Genomic DNA, 20,041 nt, shown 5'->3' on the forward strand with positions numbered 1-20,041 from the left:
GCAGCAAATGCCCCGGCCTCGCGTGTAGGTCGGGGCATTTGCTGCTTAAAGACCTATCGGCTAATGCAGCGACATGTTATACTGAATTAGCTGGGAAACATGCGGAAGAAAGTGGGATCAATAAATGGATCGCATTAAATCGGCAAAGCACATCGCAGCTTTTTCTATTGTGCTACCGGCTGTGGCTATGCTTGTATGGCCTTCGTCAGTCTGGCTGCTAGTGCTTTTCATGCTTTGGTTTACGGCTGCTGCAGTCATCTGGATTCGCTCGGAGCGGCGTGAGCATGCAGAGCAGCTTGCACTTACGATACACAGCCTCCAGGCCGCAGGGATGAGGACGCTAAACCATCATCGGCATGACTGGATGAACGACCTGCAAGTGATATATGGCTACACGCGGATGCAGAAACCGGATAAAACGGTGGAATATGTGGAGAAAATAAGGGCAAAGATGCTAACGGAGAGTCAAATTTCTAAGCTGGGGGAGCCAGCGCTCGTCAGCTACATTCAAGGCTTCCGTACACTGACAAGCTGCCTTGAGCTGAAGGTGGACATAGAGCAGGACTTGAATTTAAATGAGCTGCCGCTTGCCAGCCACGAAATTTCCGAAGCATTAATTGGCATAATGAATAGCTATCGTCTGGCGGTTAAGCCTGGTTTTGGCGAAGTCGCCGTGCTTACACTGGTACTTGATTGGGACGGGCAGCAGCTTCACGTTGCTTTCGAACTTGAGGGCGAGCTAATGGATGAGCAACAATTGAAGGATCAAATAAAACAGCAGTTGAAAGGCGCGACTCTGCAGGCGGTCGATATTGAACATCCGCAGGAGGAAATACGGCTTAAGGCGGAAAAGCGCGCTTGAACGGGGGCACAACATGTTTGTCGATAAAGCGAAAATATTTGTAAAAGGCGGCAACGGCGGCGACGGAATCGTTTCCTATCGCCGTGAGAAGTATGTACCGGAGGGCGGACCTGCCGGTGGCGATGGCGGTAAAGGCGGAAATATTATTTTCCGTGTGGATGAAGGCTTGCGTACGCTGATGGATTTCCGCTATCAGAAGCATTTTAAAGGCGAGCGCGGCGAGCGTGGCAAAGTGAAAAGCATGCATGGTGCGGGTGCGGATGATATGATTGTACGCATTCCTCCAGGCACGATCATTATTGACGATGACTCGCAGGAAATTATTGCCGACATGACACGTCATGGCCAGGAAATTATAGTAGCAAAGGGCGGACGCGGCGGACGCGGCAATACGCGTTTTGCAACGATTAACAACCCGGCTCCGGATATTGCCGAGACTGGTGAAGAAGGCCAAGAACGCTGGATTGTGCTTGAGCTTAAGGTAATGGCAGACGTAGGTCTTGTCGGATTTCCAAGCGTAGGCAAGTCCACATTGCTGTCGGTCGTATCCGGGGCCAAGCCGAAAATTGGCGCATATCATTTTACAACGTTAACGCCGAATTTAGGGGTTGTAGACGTTGGCGATGACCGCAGCTTCGTGATGGCGGATTTACCGGGATTAATCGAAGGCGCGCATGAAGGCGTTGGTCTGGGACATGAGTTTTTACGCCATGTCGAGCGGACCCGCGTCATCGTCCACGTGCTGGATATGTCCGGCTCCGAGGGTCGCGATCCTTTTGAGGATTGGCTGCAAATCAATGAAGAGCTTGTGCTCTACAATGAGAAGCTGGCCGACCGTCCGCAAATTATTGCGGCTAACAAGATGGATATGCCGGAAGCGGCAGAGCATCTTGAGATGTTTAAGCAGCAGTTGGATGAGGTGCGCGGCGAGAAGGAATACCTTATCGTGCCGATGTCTTCTTTAACGAAACAGGGTGTACAGGAGCTATTGTACAAGGCGATGGATACGCTGGAGTCGGTTCCAGATGAACTGGAAATCGAAGAAGTGAAGGATGTCACGGAGCGTAAGGTGTTTACGTTCGAGAAACGCGAAGAATCCAGCTATACGATTCGCAAAGAGAACGAGCTGTATGTTGTCGAAAGCGAAAGCATCGAGAAATATTTGAAGCGTATGAAGGTTACTTCGTATGACTCGGTCATGCGATTTGCCCAAATTATGCGGAAAATGGGCGTTGATGCAGCGCTGCGCAAGCACGGCGCTAAAGATGGCGATACGGTGCAAATTGGCGATTTCACCTTTGAATTTTTCGAAGGCAGCGACTATATGGCTTAATCAAATATGCAGCACAAGGAGACGGCGCAAGCCGTCTTTTTTTATATGCTCAACCAGCCCTATTTTCACAAAATGGCGCTAAAGCTGTTATAACCTGCTGAAAAAGGTGTAATAGCTATACAGAGCAGCATATTGATTCGGCCTATCTAAGGCATAAACAAGTGGAGATAAGGGTTAGGAGGTATGCTGAATCAGTAGCGAGCATGGCTTAGGCAGCAGAGACTGCGAGGCTATGGAAAACTGTAGTTGAAAGGATGTTTAACGTAATGAGAAGAAGCAAAGTACTCTCCTTAATTACGATGGTGAGTATTTCCGTATGGCTCAGTGCTTGCAGCGACGATGCGGGGGATGGAGGCAGTGGCGCCCCAGCAGTGATGGACCGGACATGGCCTGAGCAGGCAGCGGCGGGTCAGCACGAGAGACAGGCAGAACCGAAGCAAACCGAGCTGCCAGATGGCAGTGAACCGTCTTCGGCTCTTGCAAAACCGGCTGATCTGCCAAACGATTTTCCGATTCCCGATGACGCTGTTATCATGACCTCCTCCAATTCGGTAAATGAGGGCAAGAAAGTGATATTGCTCAATTTTACGACAAAAAAGTCGATGGATGAGCTTGCTAAGCTTTATCAAGCCTATACGATAGATAAAGAGCTGGAAAATGGCAGCGTGACGTTTACGGATTCGAAGCTTATGATTGAGGGCTCGATTGATAAAACGCATTCGATTTGGCTGCTGGGCACCACACTTTCAGAAGCGGGCGTTTCACAAATTACAGTAACCTGGTCGGAAAATTGACAAGCGTTTAGCAGCAAATATTAAGCTGGATGCAGCCCTGCTTGAAGCTTCCTTGCATGAGCTGCTGTGATGATGATTTTTACTTTGAGTGAGAGGATGTTAAAACATGAAAAAAAATAAAAGGTTTTCTTTATTGTCGGTCGTTATTATAGCGGGTGTCGTAAGCGCCTGCGGCAATCATGCAGCAAATGGGACAAATACAGCTCCTCAGGAAACAACGAGTGCAGCTCCGGGAAATACAGCGGAAAGCGCAAGCCCTGGAGCGGAAGCGACGCCAAGCGATGCCGCTGCAGCATCTCCGTCTCCATCTCCATCAGATGAGGGGAAGGGCGGCGGTGAAACGTCCGGAGCTGTTAGACCCGAATATTTGCCCGCCGATTTCCCGATTCCCGATGATGCGGTTATTATAAATTCGACGGAAAATATCGATGACGGCAAAAAATCGGTTTTGCTTGTTTTCAAGACGAAGGAAAGCTTCGACAAGCTGGGCCAATTGTATAAAGATTATGTAAATGAAAAGAAGCTGAAGGACGGTGCCCAGACGATAGATGATAAAAATATTGTGATTCAGGGAACGATTTCCGGCTCCGAATTCATATCGATCATCGGCGGCAAGCTGGCTTCTGAGGAAGGCATTTCCGAGCTGACTGTCACTTGGACAGAGCAGTAGGCTGCGCAGCGCGCGAGGCGGACGCTTTGCCGTGATAACCACAAAGTAATGATGAAATTGAATGCGTTCCCTGCGAAGCTTAACTTTGCGGGGAACGTTTTTTTGAGGACGATTCGAGATAAAAAGCGGATTATCATTTAAACCTATTGCCCCAGCCCTATGATTCCGCTATAATGTCCTTTATAGAAGAACAAATGTCTTTTTAGGGGGGACGGAAGTGACGCAGCGGTATTTTGCTGTACGGGAGGATATGCTGCCGGAAGCCATTCTCAAGACATTGCAGGTGAAGGAGATGCTTGCCAGAGGCGAAGCGGCAACGGTGCATGAGGCGGCCGAGAAGGCGAACCTGAGCAGGAGCGCTTTTTACAAGTATAAAGATGGCGTTTATGCGATGCATCAAATTAACCGTGAGCGGCTAGTAACCATTTCCATGGAGCTGGAGCATCGATCGGGTGTGCTGTCAAAGGTGCTGTCGCTCGTGGCGGCGCATGAAGGCAATGTGCTGACGATCAACCAAAGCATTCCCCTGCAAGGACTTGCCCATGTGGTCATTTCAGTTGACGTTTCCCAGCTCAGCGGGGATTTGGACTCTTTAATGGATGTTATTCGCAGCCAGCAGGGTGTGCGTAAAGCCGCCGTAATCGGGCAAGGCTGATGAAATAGAACGTTATTTTATTGAAGTATAAATGGAGGGAATCATATGAAACCAATTAAAGTAGGCTTGCTAGGGCTTGGAACAGTAGGAACAGGTGTCGTCCGCATCGTGGAAGGACATCAGGAGGATCTGCAAAGCCAGACCGGTTCGGCAATTGAAATTGCGAAGGTGCTCGTCAGCAACAAAAACAAAGCGCGCGATATTTCAATCGATCCATCCAAGCTGACAGAGGATCCTTGGGAAATTATCCACAATCCCGAAATTGATGTAATCGTCGAAGTCATGGGCGGAATTGAACAGACGAAGCCATATATTATTGAAGCTTTATCTCGCGGCAAGCACGTCGTGACTGCCAATAAAGATTTGATGGCGCTGCATGGCACGGAAATTTTGGCAGTTGCTCAGGAGCATGGCTGCGATGTGCTTTATGAGGCGAGCGTAGCTGGCGGCATTCCAATTATCCGTACTTTGATCGAAGGCTTCTCCTCCGACCGGATTACTAAAATTATGGGTATCGTTAACGGCACGACGAACTATATTTTGACGAAAATGAGCCAGGAAGGTGCTTCGTACTCCGATGTGCTTAAGGAAGCTCAAGCACTCGGCTATGCGGAGTCCGATCCGACCTCTGACGTTGAGGGACTGGATGCTGCGCGCAAAATGACGATTTTGGCGACACTTGGCTTCCGTGCCAAAGTGGCCTTGGATGATGTATCCGTTCAAGGAATTTCATCGGTCAGCCGTGAAGACATCCAATATGCGAAGCGTCTGGGTTATGAGCTTAAGCTGCTTGGCATCGCAGAGCGTCAAGATGATGAATTCAGCATTAGTGTACAGCCAACGATGGTGAAGCAAACGCACCCTATCGCGTCGGTTAATGGCGTATTCAACGCTGTATATGTACATGGCGAAGCAGTTGGAGAAACGATGTTTTATGGCCCGGGCGCTGGCGGCATGCCTACGGCTACCTCGATTGTTGCCGATCTCGTGGCAGTTGTGAAAAACTTGAAGCTTGGCGTTAACGGCAAGCAAGGCATTATGACGTATAAGGAGAAGAAGCTCAAAACCGATGAGCAAATTTCCTCAAAATATTTCCTGCTCCTCCATGTAGCAGATCGCGCAGGCGTGCTTGCCCGTATTACTCAAGTATTTGCGGACTTTGAGGTGAGCTTGGAATCGGTGCTGCAGCAGCCGAACCCCGTCAATCCAGAAGCAGAAATTATCGTCATTACGCATGATGCGAATAAAGCAGCGATGCAGAAGGTGTTGCAAACCTTTGAAGAGCTCGATGTTATCCGCAAGGTGAAGAGCGTGTATCGCGTTGAAGGTTAAGCCAACACTAGTAATCGAAGGAGCTTTATAACGTTATGAATAACCGTCGTGTAATCGTAAAGGTGCCTGCGAGCACCGCTAATTTGGGTCCAGGCTTCGATACGCTGGGCATGGCGCTATCCCTTTATGCCTGGGTTGAAATGTCAGTTGCCGAGCGTACGGTGCTGCGTCTATATGGAGACGAAATGACAGGCATCCCTGAGGATAAGTCGAACTTGATCTATAAAGTGGCGCAGCTTGTATTCAAGGAAGCGGGCGTACAGGTACCAGAGCTGGACATTGCGATGTACAGCAATATTCCACTTACACGCGGACTTGGCAGCAGCGCTTCGGCAATCGTAGGTGCGCTGGTTGCCGCCAATGCGTTAATCGGCAGTCCGCTGTCTGATGATAAGCTGTTTCAGATGGCGACAGCGCTGGAGGGCCACCCGGACAATGTTGGCGCGTCGCTGTTTGGCGGCATTGTCGTGTCCGCTTGGGATGGAGAGCGGGCAGATTATGTTCGTCTGGCGCCGCATGAGAAGCTGGAAGCGCTCGTTGCAATTCCCGCATTCCAGCTGTCTACGGAGAAGGCGCGTCATGCGCTGCCGAAACAAATCAGCATGCAGGATGCGGTATTTAATGTGAGCCGCAGCTCGCTGCTCGTTGCGGCTCTTGCCAGCGGCGAGCTAGGGCTCATTCGCCATGCGATGCGGGATCGCCTGCATCAGCCATACCGGGCAGCGCTTATTCCCGGCATGGCGGAAATTTTGGCCAAAGCGGCCGATTATGGCGCGCTGGGAGCAGCTTTAAGCGGCGCAGGCCCGACGCTCATCGCTTTTGTAGAGTCGGACAGCCCTCGCAAGCAGGAGCTGGAGCATTTTCTGCTGGGAACGTTGAAGCAGGAAGGGATTGAGGCGCAGACGCTATGGCTGAAGCCATGTGCGGAAGGGCCGGTAGTAACGATAGAGCAGGCAGAGGCTGGCACAGAATCGCTGGGCTTGCTTGAGCGGATTAGAGGAGAGGCCGTATGAGTACGATTAAATCGGTTGCTTTACTGCCAGCGGGTTCTGTATCAGACGAAGCGGCACGGCAGTTTTTTGCTGGAGAAGAAGTAGCGTGGAAGCATCATCGACTCATTGCCGATGTGTTTCTGTCGACGGTTAAAGGGGAAAGCGGCTATAGCATTATTCCGATTGAGAACACAATTGAAGGCTCGGTTAGTCTGCATATGGACTGGATGGTTCATGAAGTGGACTTGCCGATTCAGGCCGAATGGGTGTATCCTTCCATTCAAAATTTAATCGGCAGGCGTTCAGAGCTGACGAATGAGTATGGCGCTGTAGATTATTCCCGTGTGAAAAAGGTAATCAGCCACCCGGTGGCAATGGCGCAGTGCTTGCAGTTTCTTAGAAGCGAAATTCCGCATGCTGAGACCGAGCATGTTGGCAGTACATCTGAAGCGGTGCGTATCGTACGCGACAATCCGGGAGCAGGCTGGCTGGCGATTGGTACGTCAAGAGCGGCAGCAAACAATGAGCTTGATATTTTGCAGGCGAGCATTACCGACCACAGCAACAACTATACGCGATTTTTACTCGTGGGTGAGCAGCCTTATACGGCGCGGCAGTCGGATTTTAAGAAGACGAGTATTTTGGTGAATTTGCCGGATGACTATCCAGGTGCGCTGCATCAGGTGTTGTCAGCTTTCGCATGGCGCCGCATCAATCTGTCGCGTATTGAATCGCGTCCGACGAAGAAAAAGCTGGGTAATTCCTATTTTTATATCGACATTGAGATGTCGCTTGATACCGTGCTGCTTCCAGCTGCGATTTCTGAAATTGAAGCTATCGGTTGTCAGGTACGCGTGCTGGGCTGTTATCCAAGTTTTACGTATGAGCAGCTCCAGCAGTCGAAAGGATAATAGCTCGGGTAACAGATAGGGGGAATGCGGCAAGTTACCGCATCTCTTCTTAGCTGTAAGGATAGATTAAATGGCTGAATTAGGCCGAGGGAATTGATTTTTGCTAATAGCGAGACGCACAGCTTCTGGGAAGCTGGCTGCGGCTTGCTATTTTTTTTGCAAAATTGGGGACACCTGCCCATGTGCTGCATAGGATATAAAGATTGATAGCAAGCAAACATGCACGGCAGTATTTATGCTTGTTATTTAAAGAACGTGACAGGAGGTTGTCGGCAAGTGAAAATTTATGTAGTGAAGAAAGGCGATTCCCTCTACTTAATCGGTCAGAAACATCATGTTACGGTTGAGGAGATTTTGAAGCTTAATCCTTCCATTACGAATCCAGACGTCATTGAGGTGGGCATGAAAATTAAAATCCCATCCTCATCCCATGGAACTGGTGGAATGGACATCATGCACCAATATGTGGTGAAGCAGGGGGATACGCTGTGGAAACTGTCCAAGGCATGGGGAGTTCCGCTAGCCGATATGATCAAAGCGAATCCTCAACTTAAAAATCCCAATGTGCTTATGACAGGCGAAATTGTTAATGTGCCAAAAGCGGGCCATATGACGACTACACCGACTACAGGCGCGGGGACTACAGGAGCAGGGATGACTGCAGCTGGAACCGGCGGTCATGCAGGACATCATGCCCTGCATCCGCTGTCGGTCATGCAAGGGGTACAGCAATGGGTTGGAGGAAAAAAACCGACAGGGCAAATACCTGGCAAAACGCCGACTGCGCCAGTAACCGAAAAAACGCCAACCGCTCCTATTGCGAAGACGCCAACTGCCCCAATAACGAAGACGCCAACCGCTCCCATTGTGACGCCTACATTGCCGGAGGCAGCACCTGCGCCACAGCCAAAACCAAAACCGCTGCCAATTGAGAAGCCAGTGGAGAAAAAGACGTACCCGGTTTATTCCCATCATCAGCAAAGCGTTGACTTGTTTATGCAGTATGGCACGCCTGCGGTAGAAGCCTCATCGACTTACCCGACTACGACTGTATCTCCCGCTGCAACTGCTCCTACTTGGCCGCAATACGGTGGCTACGGCATGCCTACGATGGTATCACCTGCCCAAACAGGCGGTTACGGTCATTGGGAGCAGCCAACTATGGTTAGCCCTGCAAGCCAGGGAGGAGGCTATAATCCATGTCCTCCAGGCATGTATCCGATAGGTGGTATCGGCGCCGGTGGCTACGGTTATGGCGGTCAAGTGTCGCCAACTGAGACGCATGGTTACGGTTATGGCGGAATGGTATCGCCTGCAGAAACACAAGGCTACGGCTATGGTGGAATGGTATCACCTGCGGAGTCGCAAGGTTACGGCGGAATGGTATTGCCAGCAGAAACGCAAGGCTACGGCTATGGTGGAATGGTATCACCTGCGGAGACGCAAGGTTACGGCGGAATGGTATCGCCTGCAGAAACGCAGGGCTACGGCTATGGTGGAGCCGTATCGCCAGCAAGCACGCAAGGTTATGGCGGAATGGTATCGCCTGCAGAAACGCAGGGCTACGGCTATGGTGGAGCCGTATCGCCAGCAAGCACGCAAGGTTATGGCGGAATGGTATCGCCTGCAGAAACACAAGGCTACGGCTATGGTGGAGCCGTATCGCCAGCAAGCACGCAAGGTTACGGAGGAATGGTATCGCCTGCAGAAACACAGGGCTACGGCTATGGTGGAGCCGTATCGCCAGCGAACACGCAAGGCTATGGCTATGGCGGAATGGTATCGCCAATTGGCAACAACTGCAACGGCTATCCCGTTTCAGCATTTCCTCCGTTCCCGCCGTACGGATATTATCCTATGCAAACCGCTGGAGTAGAGACACAAAAACCATGCAATTGCGGCTGCAAGGATAAGCGCGAAGAAGATGAGGAAGTAAAAGAAATAACGACAATCAATGTAAAAAACGGCAAAAACAATACGCAGCGCAAATCCAATAAAAAAGCGGTTATTCGCACCGTTGCCCCTCGCTCGAGAACGAGCAAGCAAAACAGCAGCCCTTGGATTAGCCGTTAAAAAACGTAATAAAGCACCTTGTCTCCTAGTCAAGTCTACAACTGGCAGATAATTAACAAGAGCGCTGCCCAATAAGCTGTCTTCGGTATCGAACCGAAGACAGTTTGTTTCATTTTCTTTGCGGACCACAACGGTTGAGAAGCGCATGTCATTTTCGTTTCTGCTTAGTTTCATTTATTTAATTCTGTTCATGAGGTTGATGCTATAATCAAGTCATTAGAAAGCTCAAACCACTGTAAATGGCGGCATTCTACTTGGACAACTGACAGAAGCTTCGTTGACTTGGAGGTTAGCATGGTTGCAATGAATAAAGGTGAAAAAACGACAGGAACAAACAGATTGTTAAAGGATAGAATTGAGGAAACGGCTCTGTATATGGAAGCGCATTTTGGCGATAGATTGACGAGGAATCAACTTGCACAAATGGCTGGGCTAAATCCAGAGCATTATTCAAGATTATTCAAAACATATAAGGGACAATCTCCCGTTGACTTTTTGACGGAACTGCGAATACAGGCAGCCAAGCTGCTGCTGCAGCGTCCGGGCATCACAGTCAAACAGGTTGGACGAATGGTTGGCTTCGACGATCCCTATTATTTTAGCCGCCGCTTTAAGTTAAATTCGGGCGTCGCACCTTCAGCGTACAAACAAGAAAAGCCATTGCGTGTTGTAGCGGTTGACTACTATGGGCATATACGAGCGCTTGGTATTCGTCCTGTAGGTGTCAGCGCAGGCATGGTCGGACTTAGAGGGCTGCTTGCGGACTGGTCTGATGATGCTCTAGATGTAGGAATAGATGAATTCCCCTATTATGACTCTGATGCAACAGATCAATTAAAGCCCGATATTGTTGTAGGTCCAACTTCCTGGCTGCAGCGTGGTCAGTGCGGAGCGAAGGTTATAGAGGTGGATGACAAAAAAGACCCTTTATATGTTCAATTCAAAGCAATTGGAAGTGCTTTAGGTTTGGAGCGACAGGTAGAGGAATGGCTGCGGAATTATGAAGAGAGAGCTCTTGAGCTTAGAAACAGGTTGTTTAGGAAGATGGAAGGGCAGACGATTGCGGTTTTCCGTGTTCGGGCTGAATTTCTTCAAATGTATGGAAACCAAATTATGGGCTATTCGTTGTACCGTTCGCTTGGTTTGACACCACCTTATAAGCTTGCGAAGCAATTCGAAATAAATGATAGCTATCACTCCACAGTCATAACTCTGGAAGAGCTGCCTTTTTTCAGGGCGGATCACCTTATCGTCGTCGTGCAGCCTGATGAGGAGACTCGCCAAGTATGGGCCGACATTCAAGAGTCTTCTGTATGGTCATCCTTCCCCGCCGTGCGCAGCGGCAATATTTATCTAGTTGATGTACACCAGTGGCTGGCTTATGATCCGTTGTCCATTATGGCGCAAATGGAAGAAGCGGCTGTGTTGCTAGGCGTAGGAATTGAGGGAGAAGAATATGAATAAGATACATAACAATCCATCAGCAATCATGATAGTGTATGGATATTATTAAGAAGGAAGCCCTATAATCGATTATGATAATCATTATTAATTATAAGACTGAAGGGGAATAAGAAGAAATGAAACAGTTAAGCAGCAGTAGAGGCTTGTACATGGCAGGAATGCTGGTCATTTTATTCGTTATTGCGGCATGTGGTTCAATGGCAGACAAGCCGTTGGAGGACGGAGGAAGCAACATGGCTCTGAACGCAGAACAAGCCGATGTGACTGCGGGGACAAGAATATTCACCGACGATATGGGGAGGGCTGTGGAAATTCCAGTCTTGCCGCAAAAGGTTGCTGTATGCGAGTTTTCTTCGGTGGCCATAACGGTTGGCATTCAGCCGATTGCGGTTTGCGATAATGATTTTCTTAACTCGTTCATAAAACCATCACTGGCAGGCGTTGATTCTATCGGTGATCCGCCAAATGTTGAGAAAATAGTAGAGCTTTCACCGGATTTAATGATTTTTAGTTCTGTCTATCCGGAAATTTATCCTGATATTATGGATAAATTAGAAAAAGTATCTCCGATTGTGTACATTAAGTTCAGCGATCCAATTTATGATGTTTTTCCTAAAGTAGCGGATGTATTGGGAAAGAAGTCATTAGCGAGTGGTTGGATTAAAGATTACGAGGAAGAGAGGGATGTTTCGCGAGCGAAGGTGAAGCAAGCCATTGGAGATGAATCGGTTTCTATTCTTCTTATCGAGGAAGGCGGACTGCGAATTTATTTGAGTACTAACTTTGGTGGGTATGTCGTGAGGACAGCCTTACAAGCCAAAGCAGTAGATAAGGTTCAGGCAGAAATGAATATGGATCGTTGGAAAAATGCGGTTGTCGTCTCGCAGGAGCTGCTTCCAGAGTATGTAGGGGATCATCTACTGCTCATTGTAGAGGATGAGGAAGACTACAATGAGCTTCAGAAATCAGGCTTATGGCAAGGATTGCCGGCAGTCAAGAATGGAAAGGTACATCTACTCGACCAAGACAAATATTATCTGGCAGACAGTATTACAATTAGAGAAACGATGAAAGAAGTGGCTGACTTGCTAGCTTCTGGTGGAAAAAAGTAAACTCGTCCATGCTCACCATTCACTTTGCCTAAAGCGTCAAGAGAAGCCATGCAGTCACCATAAACGGTATGGCTTCTATTAACCATCCTTCAACTGGTCCACAACCTCCTGCAGCAAACCCATTTCCGTCTCCTTTAATTTATGCAATTGCTCCATTTGCTTGTACAAAGCGTCCGAGCTTCGAGTAAGCCAATATTTTAAAATGGAATTTCTTACAGCATGCACAGCCGCCTCCAGCTTTCTCCATCTGTTCAAAATTTGATTATCATCAATCAAATGCTTGTTATTAATCATGTAGTCTAATCGCATAGTCATACATTTCTTATGGTCGTAAAGCAGGTGAAACGATCTAATATCAAATACAACCTCCTCTTGAGCCAAATATTTTAAATAATCGGAGGCCTTGTCGTATACATTAATGCCGAAGGTTAGCCCGGGTGTGCCTGTAGCTTCGTTGTAATATTCATCCGTATGTGCCCTAGATAAGAGATAGGCTTTCATCGTATTTTTCACGTATTTTAGAGAAAAAGCATAGTCGTTATTTTCGAGAGGCTTCAATAAATAAAGATGCTGTTTAAAATCATGGGCTTCGATTTCCAATAAATGAAACGCTCTGCTAAAAGCCTCGTAATCACAGGTGATATTCGTTGAGTATTTTCCATTGGCATTATTGTCACAAAAATATAGCTTTTTATTGGCATCATCATACCCATTTATCATGACTTCATGTGGGGATTTCGCAGAAATTTCATATTCTTTTATATAAAAACGGTCGATCATAACGATCACATAGTAGCCGCCGTCAATCGATGCTTTAATAAAATCAAGCAGGTCATTATTCAAAATAGTCGAGCTTCGCCTGTCTATCGCTATCCGCTGAAAATCAATAAAAGGGCAGTCATAAAACTCAACCATTTTATCTCTATAATAACCATTGTAGAAAAAGGTATATAATTGGTTTGGATCGGGAATATCGAATAAATTAATATAATTATTCATAAACCACATTTTTTTCGAATCTACGCGAGATATAATCGAATAAAAATCACTGTAAAACCAATAGGAATCAATAATTTGTTTTACTTCGACTGGAAGGATTTTCACCGGCAATGTGATCATTCCTTTTCTATTTGATAGAGTATCTATTGGACTAACTTAATAAATAAGCTCATCATGCGTGAAGTATTTTCAATATATCATTACTGGAAAAAATATGAAAGTTTTATATTGAAAAACCTTTCATTTAGCTTGTTTAAGACACTGGGGCGTGTGCATTATGATGGAACTAAAGCTTATCTAAATCAAAATGTTGACAGATCAGCACTTCCTCCCTAAGATTAAGAGTGGATTACGGACAAGATAGGCTGATTAGCCTGCAAAACTTCATAATTGTATGAAAATAGGTGCGGCACGAAGGCAAGGACATATAGGCCTTAGTTCGCTTAAAAGGGAAGTTCGGTTAAAGGCCGACACGGACCCGCCACTGTATAGGGCAGCAGCTAATCAACTCATTAAGCTGCGCTCCCCTCACAAATGAACCACTGGCTGATGAGCTTCTTTTCGTCGCAGGACGAATTGCAGATGCTCGCCCTAGCCGGGAAGGGAAGAGAGGGAGGCCCCAAGTCAGGAGACCTGCCTGTTTTAACATCACTGTTTGACCTACGGTGCTTAGGGAGGTGGTTGGTTATGCCCATTTATTGCAAAATGTCTAACGATTATTTGCTGCTCCATGACGAGCAGACGCAGATAAGGTTTAGTTATTTATCATAAAAGCATTTCTGACTGCTTTCTTAAGGGTCGGGGATGCTTTTTTTAAAATATAGGAAAGGATATGATTTTTCTATCCTTTCTCTATATTTCTACGCGAAACGGTAGCTTTGCCGCCACAGGACGGCTTTCGGCCGTTTACGCTTACTAGAAGGGGAGACAAAAGAAAAATGAACAACACGAAGAAGCCATTTAGCTTGTCACTTGGAATGATGATCGTTTGCCTGATGCTGGTGCTTGCAGGATGCAGCACGAATGCTGACTCAAACGCAGGGAAGGGCACCAATGCTGCCGGGGAAAACAATGCTTCTGCCGCAAATAAAACACTGACAATGGCGTACACCTGGAACCCAGCAGGCGTTGATCCGCATGGCGATGACAGCTGGGACGTTATGCGCTCTGGCGCAGGGGAAACGCTTATTAAATTGAATGAGCAGCTGCAGCCGGCCGCTTGGCTTGCGAAGGAGTGGAAGCAGGAGGATGCTAACACGTGGACGCTCAAGCTGGAGAACAACGTAACGTTTCACGACGGCAAAAAGATGGATGCAGAAAGCGTGAAGGCTTCGCTGCTTCGTTCCATTGAAAATAGCCATCTGGCGAAGGATTTGCTGCTGGTGAAAGATATGGAAGTGGTTGCACCGGATGAGCTGAAAATTATAACAACACAGCCGAACTCGGCTATCATTTCCAGCTTGGCTGATCCAAGCACGATTATTCTTGATGTCGACAGCATGAAGGAAGCGGGCAGCTACCCGGCCATGACGGGAGCTTTCAAAATCAAGCAGTTTACGAAAGACGTATCGCTTGTTGTTGAGCGTTATGATGGTTATTGGGGACAACCGGCGAAGCTTAAGGAAGTGACAATGAAGTTTGTAACCGATGGCAATACCCGCCTGATGGCGCTGCAAGCTGGCGAAGTAGATGTTGCAACGGACATTCCGATTGACAGCATTGAGCTGGTAGAGAAGGACAGCAAGCTGGAAGTGCTATCTGCACCATCGGTTCGTACACATATGGTATTATTTAATATGAATTCTGCTTTGTTTAAAGAAAAAGCAAACCGCGAGGTTGTAGATCAAGCCATTCCGCGCGAGGCAATTATTGAATCGGTAATGCGTGGCTATGGCACGAAAGCGAAAAGCCCGTTCCCGGAAATTTTGCCATTTGGCAAAGTAGCGGAGCAAGCAGCAGGAGAAACGACGGAGCAATTGCTGACCGCTGGCGGCTGGCAGAAAAATGCGGCTGGCATGTGGGAGAAGGAAGGCAAGCCATTCGAGGCGACGCTCCTTACGTTCCCGCACCGCCCAGAGCTGTCCGTAATGGCAGAGGTTATTCAGAACCAACTGCTTAATGAAGGCATTACCGTGAAAATACGCAAGGTTGAAAATATTGATGCTGAGCTGGCGAAGTCCGATTGGGATCTTGCTATGTACAGCATGCTGACGGCACACACGGGCGATCCGCAATATTTCTTGAACATTTTCTATCAATCAGCTAGCGAATCGAATGTCAGCCATTATGTATCGAAGCCGCTTGAGACGGTTATTAACAAGCTGAACGAAACGTCTGCTACAGAAGCACGCAATGCGCTTGCGATAGAAGCTCAGGACATTATTAATGAAGATTTGCCGCAGTCGTTTATCGTACACCCCGACAATGTATTTGGCGTGAAAAAAGGGGTAACGGGCTTTATTCCGCATCCGATAGAATATTATTATGTGACAGCTGAAGTCGATATCACCTAAGTAAAGGGTGTACCTAAGTATGCTTCGTTTTTGGCTCGAACGCGCCATGCAAATGCTGCTTGTCATTTTTTGCGTAGCGACGCTTACCTTCATTTTAATGAGGGTGTCTCCGGGCGATCCGGCGAGAATTTTGCTGACCACGCACAATATCCCGGCTTCACAGGAGGCGATTGACGCACTGCGGGAGGAAATGGGGCTGACAGACTCCTTATGGAGCCAATATATACGCTGGCTTGGCGATGTATTTACATGGCAGTGGGGGACATCTTATATGTCCAAGGAGCCAGTTGCTGGCGAACTGCTTAAAAGGCTGCCCGCCACACTGGAGCTGGCCTCTGCTGGTGCATTTGTCATGCTGCTGGCAACCTGCCTCATCGGCCTCGCCACCGCAATCTTTTCAACAGGGCTGCTTGACCGGATGGGCCGATTGCTGGCGCTGCTTGGCGCCTCGATCCCCTCCTTTTGGCTCGGTTTTTTATTGATTTATTTTTTCTCGGTCCGTCTTGGCTGGCTGCCTTCCATGGGACGCGGCGGCCTTGCTCACCTCTTAATGCCGGCGGTTACGCTTGGGCTCGGACTTGGTGCGGTATATGCCCGGGTTTTGCGGACGAATATGCTCGAGATGAACAGCCAGAATTTCGTCAAGGCATCGCGTGCGCGAGGCTTGTCCAAGGGAAGGATTTTAATCTTCCAAGTGTTTAAGCATGCGTTTTTGCCGATTTTATCGATGCTGGGGACAAGCTTTGCTTTTATGCTGGGGGGGAATGTGATCGTTGAGACGATCTTCTCCTGGCCCGGCGTAGGCAAATATATTATTGAAGCGATAACGGCGCGGGATTATCCGGTCATTCAAGGTTATGTGGTATTCACCTCCTTCTTGTTTGTCGCGATCCATTTGGCGGTTGAAGTTTTTTATGTGCGCTTGGACCCGCGGCTGCGGGCAAGCTAGGAGGTACCCTTTTTTATGCGGACCCTTTTTAAGAAAAAGAATACAAGCCTGCTGCTTGGCATCGGCCTATTTGCAGTCATCGTACTGCTGGGCTTGCTTGCCCCATGGCTCGCGCCTCATAACCCGCTGCAGGTCAATTTATCCAATCGGCTTCTGTCGCCGAGCGGCGAATACCCTTTTGGCACCGATCATTTGGGGCGCTGTATTTTATCTCGTATTTTGTACGGCATTCGGACGACTGTTTCGATTGCTTTTGTTATTTTGGGATTGAGCTTATGCATTAGCTTGCCGATCGGGCTGTTGACCGGCTATTTTGGCGGACGCACCGATCATTTTTTCATGCGGCTGATGGACGGCACGCTCGCTTTTCCCGATTTTGTGCTGACGATTGCGATTGTGGGCATTCTCGGACCCGGGTTTACGAATATGATCCTTGCGATTGTTATCGTGAGGTGGGCCAATTATGTCCGGCTTATCCGCGGGCTTGTGCTTAAGGTAAGCAAAGAGGATTACTTAATTACAGCCCGCATGTCCGGTAATTCTCATTTGCGAATTATGCGCCGTTATATTTTGCCGCAGATTGCAGCGCCAATTGCTGTATTTAGTACGCTGGACATTGGCAAAATCGTGCTGCTCATCGCCGGTCTATCTTTTCTCGGCCTAGGCGTGCAGCCGCCGACTCCTGAATGGGGCGTCATGCTGCATGATGCTACGCGTTATTTTCAGCTGGCGCCGCATGTCATGATTTTTCCGGGGCTTGCGATCGTGAGCTTCGTGTTATCATGCCAATTAATTGGCGACCGATTTAAAGAGCAGAACGCTTACGTTCCGAAAGAGGTGTAAGATGGCGGAAAGCAGCACGAACATTATCAACAGCGCCAACCTTAACGATGCACCGCTGCTCTGCGTTCAAAATATAGAAATTTCCCGGCAGCAGGCTGGAAAATGGTGCCCTATCGTCCAAAATGTTTCCTTGGAGCTTCATGCTGGTGAAATGGCTGCGCTTGTAGGGCCAAGCGGCTGTGGCAAAAGTATGACGGCCCATGCGCTTGTCGGACTGCTGGAAACCGGGCTGCGCCTGACAGGAGGGCAAATTTTTTACGGGGGCGATGATATTTCCCGTTATGATGAGCGCCGCATGCAGCAGCTTCGCCGAGAGGAAATCGCCTTGCTCATTCAGCATTCTCTAAGCGGACTTGATCCGATCCGCACGGTGCGGAGGCAGATGGTCGAGACGCTGAAGCTGCAGGCGAAGCGATCGCGCAAAGAAATGGAATCGTATTTGTATATGCTGCTGCAACGTATTGGCTTTGCGGACCCGGAACTGATATTGGACGCATACCCTTTTGAGCTAAGCGGAGGCATGCGCCAGAGGGTGCTGCTTGCGATGATGCTGAGCACGGAGCCGACGCTGTTTATTGCCGATGAGCCAACGACGGCGCTGGATGCCCTCAATCGCGACCGGGTGCTAACGCTTCTGAAGCAGCTGCAGGCGGATTTTGGCCTGACGGTGCTGCTCATTTCGCATGACGAGCAAAGCGTCCGCAAATTCGCGGATCGTGTGATTACGATGCAGCCCAGCGGGATAACCTCAGTCCATGCGAAAGGGAGCGCCCTATGATCATATTGGAATTGCGTCAGGTGTCCAAGGCATATCCGCTGCGGCTGCTGAGAAGGCGAAGAGGGCTCAAGACGCAGGACGGCAAGGCGTCCGTTCAAGCTGTGAAGCAGGTAGATATTGCGCTGCACCTTGGTGAAACGCTTGGGCTTGTTGGAGAAAGCGGCAGCGGGAAAAGCACATTAGCCAAGCTCATTATGAAGCTTGAAACGCTGAGCTCCGGGCAAATTTTGCTCGGCGGCCAGTCTATTCATGGACCTCATATGAAGGATCTGCAGGTATACAAAAGCGTACAGCTTGTGCTTCAGGATTCCGCATCCTCGCTGCATCCCCGAATGCTTGTGAAGGAAGTGCTTGCGGAGCCGCTGCGCAATTTTGACGCGAAGCGTCCGCCGGAAATTCGGGAGGCCAGCGTGCAGCTTATACGTGCCGTCGGCTTGGATGAAAGCTTCTTGGAGAAGCTGCCGCATCAGCTAAGCGGCGGACAGAAGCAGCGTGTATGCATCGCAAGAGCGCTGGCCGTGCAGCCGGATTTGATTATTTTCGACGAGTCGTTAGCCAGTCTCGATCCTTTATCACAGGCATCTATTGTGGAGATGCTTCAGCAAATTCAGCGGCAGCAAGAGCTGTCCTACTTATTCATTACGCATGATCTGGGGCTTGCCCGTCAGCTGTGCGACCGAGTTGCCGTCATGTATCAGGGCGAAATCGTAGAAACGTTCAGTCAGTGGGAGGAAGGAAAGCTCAAGCATCCGTATACCCATGCTTTATTTGCGACGCTTGCTGAGGCTGTAAATGTGGGATCTGCTGAATGCGCGAAGAACGCTGAGTAGAAGGTTGTCGGTAGAACGAATAAAAGCTAGCTCGCATGCTGCGTTTCTCTTACGCGCATAATATTGGAAGCTCAGTGGAACCCTATGCAATAAAAGAGCACAAAGGGGTTCAATCATAATGCTAATGAGCTTATGGAAGCAGCTAAAAAGAAAGCTTCGCCGCCGTCCGCTATGGACGCTGGGCAGTATCGCCTTGCTTGCTGTAACGCTAGCGGGTGCTGTCTGGCCTCCTGGGAAAGCGGCTGCGGCTGTCCGATTGACAAGCGTCGTCGCCAATTTTGCCGATTCAGCGTCTGCCGCTAATGCCGTAGGAGCAGCTTTTAGTTCAGGAGCTGTCAGTGGCCCCTCTGCTGACTTGCGTCGTGAGCTGCGAGAGCAGCAGGAGCCAGTGAGCGTCATGCTGCGCCGCTACTATTTATGTGGGCAGGAGAGCAGGCCGCTTGGCCGCATGACCTCGCTCCAGCTAATCCGGCTGCTGGAGGCAAATAGCGGTTGGCACGCCACCTTCGATAAAACGAAGAACCGGGTGCTGGTGGAGCAGACGGTGGATGAGTTTTCGAAGCATTGCCAGAATGAAGCGTATATGGGCGTGGATAAGCAGGGGAATTTATCGCTGTTTGAAGGGGCGCCCCAGCAGGAGAAGGTGCTGCGAACTTTTTTTCAACTGGATATTCGGTATTTGGAAAGCAGCTTGCCTCGCGATAAAGTAGAACAGCTGTCGCATGGGATTAAAATTAATGACATCGATGAATTTAACAGCGTCCTGTCTACCTTTAGCGACTATGAGCTGGGACATGGCAAATCCACTAAACGATCCGCTTATTAGATGAAAATAGCAGCCCGGAGGACGTTCTTATAGAGGACGTCCTCTTCTTGTTGTATAATGGATGATGGTGCAAAGAAAAGCGACTGCTCCTAAGCACTTTCCTCA

18 protein-coding genes and 1 riboswitch are annotated in these 20,041 nt (G+C 48.8%); of the genes, 17 read left to right on the plus strand and 1 reads right to left on the minus strand.

The window, feature by feature from the left end; all coding sequences use genetic code 11:
- The first annotated feature begins 124 nt into the window (after window positions 1–124).
- The 11 genes from AC50YG_RS28270 (at window position 125) to AC50YG_RS28320 (ending at window position 12,198) form a co-directional block, all read left to right on the plus strand.
- Window positions 125–862, plus strand: a complete 738-nt coding sequence (locus tag AC50YG_RS28270) for a Spo0B domain-containing protein (protein WP_494831849.1) — start codon at window positions 125–127, stop codon at window positions 860–862.
- A 13-nt stretch (window positions 863–875) separates the two neighbouring features.
- Window positions 876–2,195 carry a GTPase ObgE gene (gene obgE / locus AC50YG_RS28275; RefSeq protein WP_473761772.1) on the plus strand — a complete coding sequence of 440 codons (1,320 nt, stop codon included), beginning with the start codon at window positions 876–878 and terminating at the stop codon, window positions 2,193–2,195.
- 266 nt (window positions 2,196–2,461) lie between these two features.
- On the plus strand, window positions 2,462–2,989 hold the full coding sequence (locus AC50YG_RS28280) for a hypothetical protein (RefSeq protein WP_494831851.1): 528 nt from the start codon (window positions 2,462–2,464) through the stop codon (window positions 2,987–2,989).
- Window positions 2,990–3,095: 106 nt separating this feature from the next.
- Window positions 3,096–3,659, plus strand: coding sequence for a hypothetical protein (locus tag AC50YG_RS28285; RefSeq protein WP_494831853.1), 564 nt, complete (start codon window positions 3,096–3,098; stop codon window positions 3,657–3,659).
- Window positions 3,660–3,876: 217 nt separating this feature from the next.
- Window positions 3,877–4,314 (plus strand): ACT domain-containing protein, encoded by a 438-nt coding sequence (locus AC50YG_RS28290; protein WP_341281759.1) that lies wholly within the window; start codon window positions 3,877–3,879, stop codon window positions 4,312–4,314.
- Window positions 4,315–4,359: 45 nt separating this feature from the next.
- The gene (locus AC50YG_RS28295) at window positions 4,360–5,646 is read left to right on the plus strand and encodes a homoserine dehydrogenase (protein WP_473761766.1); all 1,287 of its coding nucleotides are present in this window, start codon (window positions 4,360–4,362) and stop codon (window positions 5,644–5,646) included.
- A 35-nt stretch (window positions 5,647–5,681) separates the two neighbouring features.
- Window positions 5,682–6,659, plus strand: coding sequence for a homoserine kinase (thrB, locus tag AC50YG_RS28300; protein ID WP_473761764.1), 978 nt, complete (start codon window positions 5,682–5,684; stop codon window positions 6,657–6,659).
- A 5-nt stretch (window positions 6,660–6,664) separates the two neighbouring features.
- Window positions 6,665–7,549: a prephenate dehydratase gene (gene pheA / locus AC50YG_RS28305; protein ID WP_494831964.1), complete on the plus strand. Its 885-nt coding sequence runs from the start codon at window positions 6,665–6,667 to the stop codon at window positions 7,547–7,549.
- 276 nt (window positions 7,550–7,825) lie between these two features.
- Window positions 7,826–9,622: a LysM peptidoglycan-binding domain-containing protein gene (locus AC50YG_RS28310; protein ID WP_494831862.1), complete on the plus strand. Its 1,797-nt coding sequence runs from the start codon at window positions 7,826–7,828 to the stop codon at window positions 9,620–9,622.
- A 294-nt stretch (window positions 9,623–9,916) separates the two neighbouring features.
- Window positions 9,917–11,086 (plus strand): helix-turn-helix domain-containing protein, encoded by a 1,170-nt coding sequence (locus AC50YG_RS28315; RefSeq protein ID WP_494831864.1) that lies wholly within the window; start codon window positions 9,917–9,919, stop codon window positions 11,084–11,086.
- Window positions 11,087–11,202: 116 nt separating this feature from the next.
- Window positions 11,203–12,198: an ABC transporter substrate-binding protein gene (locus AC50YG_RS28320; RefSeq protein WP_494831866.1), complete on the plus strand. Its 996-nt coding sequence runs from the start codon at window positions 11,203–11,205 to the stop codon at window positions 12,196–12,198.
- 78 nt (window positions 12,199–12,276) lie between these two features.
- Here AC50YG_RS28320 and AC50YG_RS28325 read toward each other — a convergent pair whose 3' ends face one another.
- Window positions 12,277–13,308 carry a hypothetical protein gene (locus AC50YG_RS28325; protein ID WP_494831868.1) on the minus strand — a complete coding sequence of 344 codons (1,032 nt, stop codon included), beginning with the start codon at window positions 13,306–13,308 and terminating at the stop codon, window positions 12,277–12,279.
- Window positions 13,309–13,582: 274 nt separating this feature from the next.
- Window positions 13,583–13,852, plus strand: a riboswitch (cobalamin riboswitch).
- Between the two features lie 283 nt (window positions 13,853–14,135).
- Between AC50YG_RS28325 and AC50YG_RS28330 the strand changes: the two genes are divergently transcribed.
- From AC50YG_RS28330 to AC50YG_RS28355, 6 genes are all read left to right on the plus strand, one after another.
- Window positions 14,136–15,710, plus strand: a complete 1,575-nt coding sequence (locus AC50YG_RS28330) for an ABC transporter substrate-binding protein (RefSeq protein WP_494831870.1) — start codon at window positions 14,136–14,138, stop codon at window positions 15,708–15,710.
- A 19-nt stretch (window positions 15,711–15,729) separates the two neighbouring features.
- Complete coding sequence (nikB, locus tag AC50YG_RS28335) at window positions 15,730–16,659, plus strand: nickel ABC transporter permease (protein WP_494831871.1); 930 nt, start codon at window positions 15,730–15,732, stop codon at window positions 16,657–16,659.
- Between the two features lie 15 nt (window positions 16,660–16,674).
- Window positions 16,675–17,502 (plus strand): nickel transporter permease, encoded by an 828-nt coding sequence (nikC, locus tag AC50YG_RS28340; RefSeq protein WP_494831872.1) that lies wholly within the window; start codon window positions 16,675–16,677, stop codon window positions 17,500–17,502.
- 1 nt (window position 17,503) lies between these two features.
- Complete coding sequence (locus AC50YG_RS28345) at window positions 17,504–18,280, plus strand: ATP-binding cassette domain-containing protein (protein WP_494831873.1); 777 nt, start codon at window positions 17,504–17,506, stop codon at window positions 18,278–18,280.
- Window positions 18,277–19,110 carry an ABC transporter ATP-binding protein gene (locus AC50YG_RS28350; RefSeq protein WP_494831874.1) on the plus strand — a complete coding sequence of 278 codons (834 nt, stop codon included), beginning with the start codon at window positions 18,277–18,279 and terminating at the stop codon, window positions 19,108–19,110. Before AC50YG_RS28345 ends, AC50YG_RS28350 begins: the two co-directional genes overlap by 4 nt.
- 118 nt (window positions 19,111–19,228) lie before the next feature.
- A complete protein-coding gene (locus AC50YG_RS28355) occupies window positions 19,229–19,936 on the plus strand; it encodes a BofC C-terminal domain-containing protein (protein ID WP_494831876.1) in 708 nt (235 codons plus the stop codon).
- The last annotated feature ends 105 nt before the right edge of the window (window positions 19,937–20,041 follow it).

The sequence above is a fragment of the Paenibacillus sp. J31R34 genome (assembly GCF_059383715.1).

What these genes read in the sequence shown, in the direction of transcription:
- AC50YG_RS28270 (WP_494831849.1), top strand. Translation starts at nt 125, where the DNA reads ATGGATCGCATTAAATCGGCAAAGCACATCGCAGCTTTTTCTATTGTG.
- obgE (WP_473761772.1), top strand. Translation starts at nt 876, where the DNA reads ATGTTTGTCGATAAAGCGAAAATATTTGTAAAAGGCGGCAACGGCGGC.
- AC50YG_RS28280 (WP_494831851.1), top strand. Translation starts at nt 2,462, where the DNA reads ATGAGAAGAAGCAAAGTACTCTCCTTAATTACGATGGTGAGTATTTCC.
- AC50YG_RS28285 (WP_494831853.1), top strand. Translation starts at nt 3,096, where the DNA reads ATGAAAAAAAATAAAAGGTTTTCTTTATTGTCGGTCGTTATTATAGCG.
- AC50YG_RS28295 (WP_473761766.1), top strand. Translation starts at nt 4,360, where the DNA reads ATGAAACCAATTAAAGTAGGCTTGCTAGGGCTTGGAACAGTAGGAACA.
- thrB (WP_473761764.1), top strand. Translation starts at nt 5,682, where the DNA reads ATGAATAACCGTCGTGTAATCGTAAAGGTGCCTGCGAGCACCGCTAAT.
- AC50YG_RS28315 (WP_494831864.1), top strand. Translation starts at nt 9,917, where the DNA reads ATGGTTGCAATGAATAAAGGTGAAAAAACGACAGGAACAAACAGATTG.
- AC50YG_RS28320 (WP_494831866.1), top strand. Translation starts at nt 11,203, where the DNA reads ATGAAACAGTTAAGCAGCAGTAGAGGCTTGTACATGGCAGGAATGCTG.
- AC50YG_RS28330 (WP_494831870.1), top strand. Translation starts at nt 14,136, where the DNA reads ATGAACAACACGAAGAAGCCATTTAGCTTGTCACTTGGAATGATGATC.
- nikB (WP_494831871.1), top strand. Translation starts at nt 15,730, where the DNA reads ATGCTTCGTTTTTGGCTCGAACGCGCCATGCAAATGCTGCTTGTCATT.
- nikC (WP_494831872.1), top strand. Translation starts at nt 16,675, where the DNA reads ATGCGGACCCTTTTTAAGAAAAAGAATACAAGCCTGCTGCTTGGCATC.
- AC50YG_RS28345 (WP_494831873.1), top strand. Translation starts at nt 17,504, where the DNA reads ATGGCGGAAAGCAGCACGAACATTATCAACAGCGCCAACCTTAACGAT.
- AC50YG_RS28350 (WP_494831874.1), top strand. Translation starts at nt 18,277, where the DNA reads ATGATCATATTGGAATTGCGTCAGGTGTCCAAGGCATATCCGCTGCGG.
- AC50YG_RS28355 (WP_494831876.1), top strand. Translation starts at nt 19,229, where the DNA reads ATGCTAATGAGCTTATGGAAGCAGCTAAAAAGAAAGCTTCGCCGCCGT.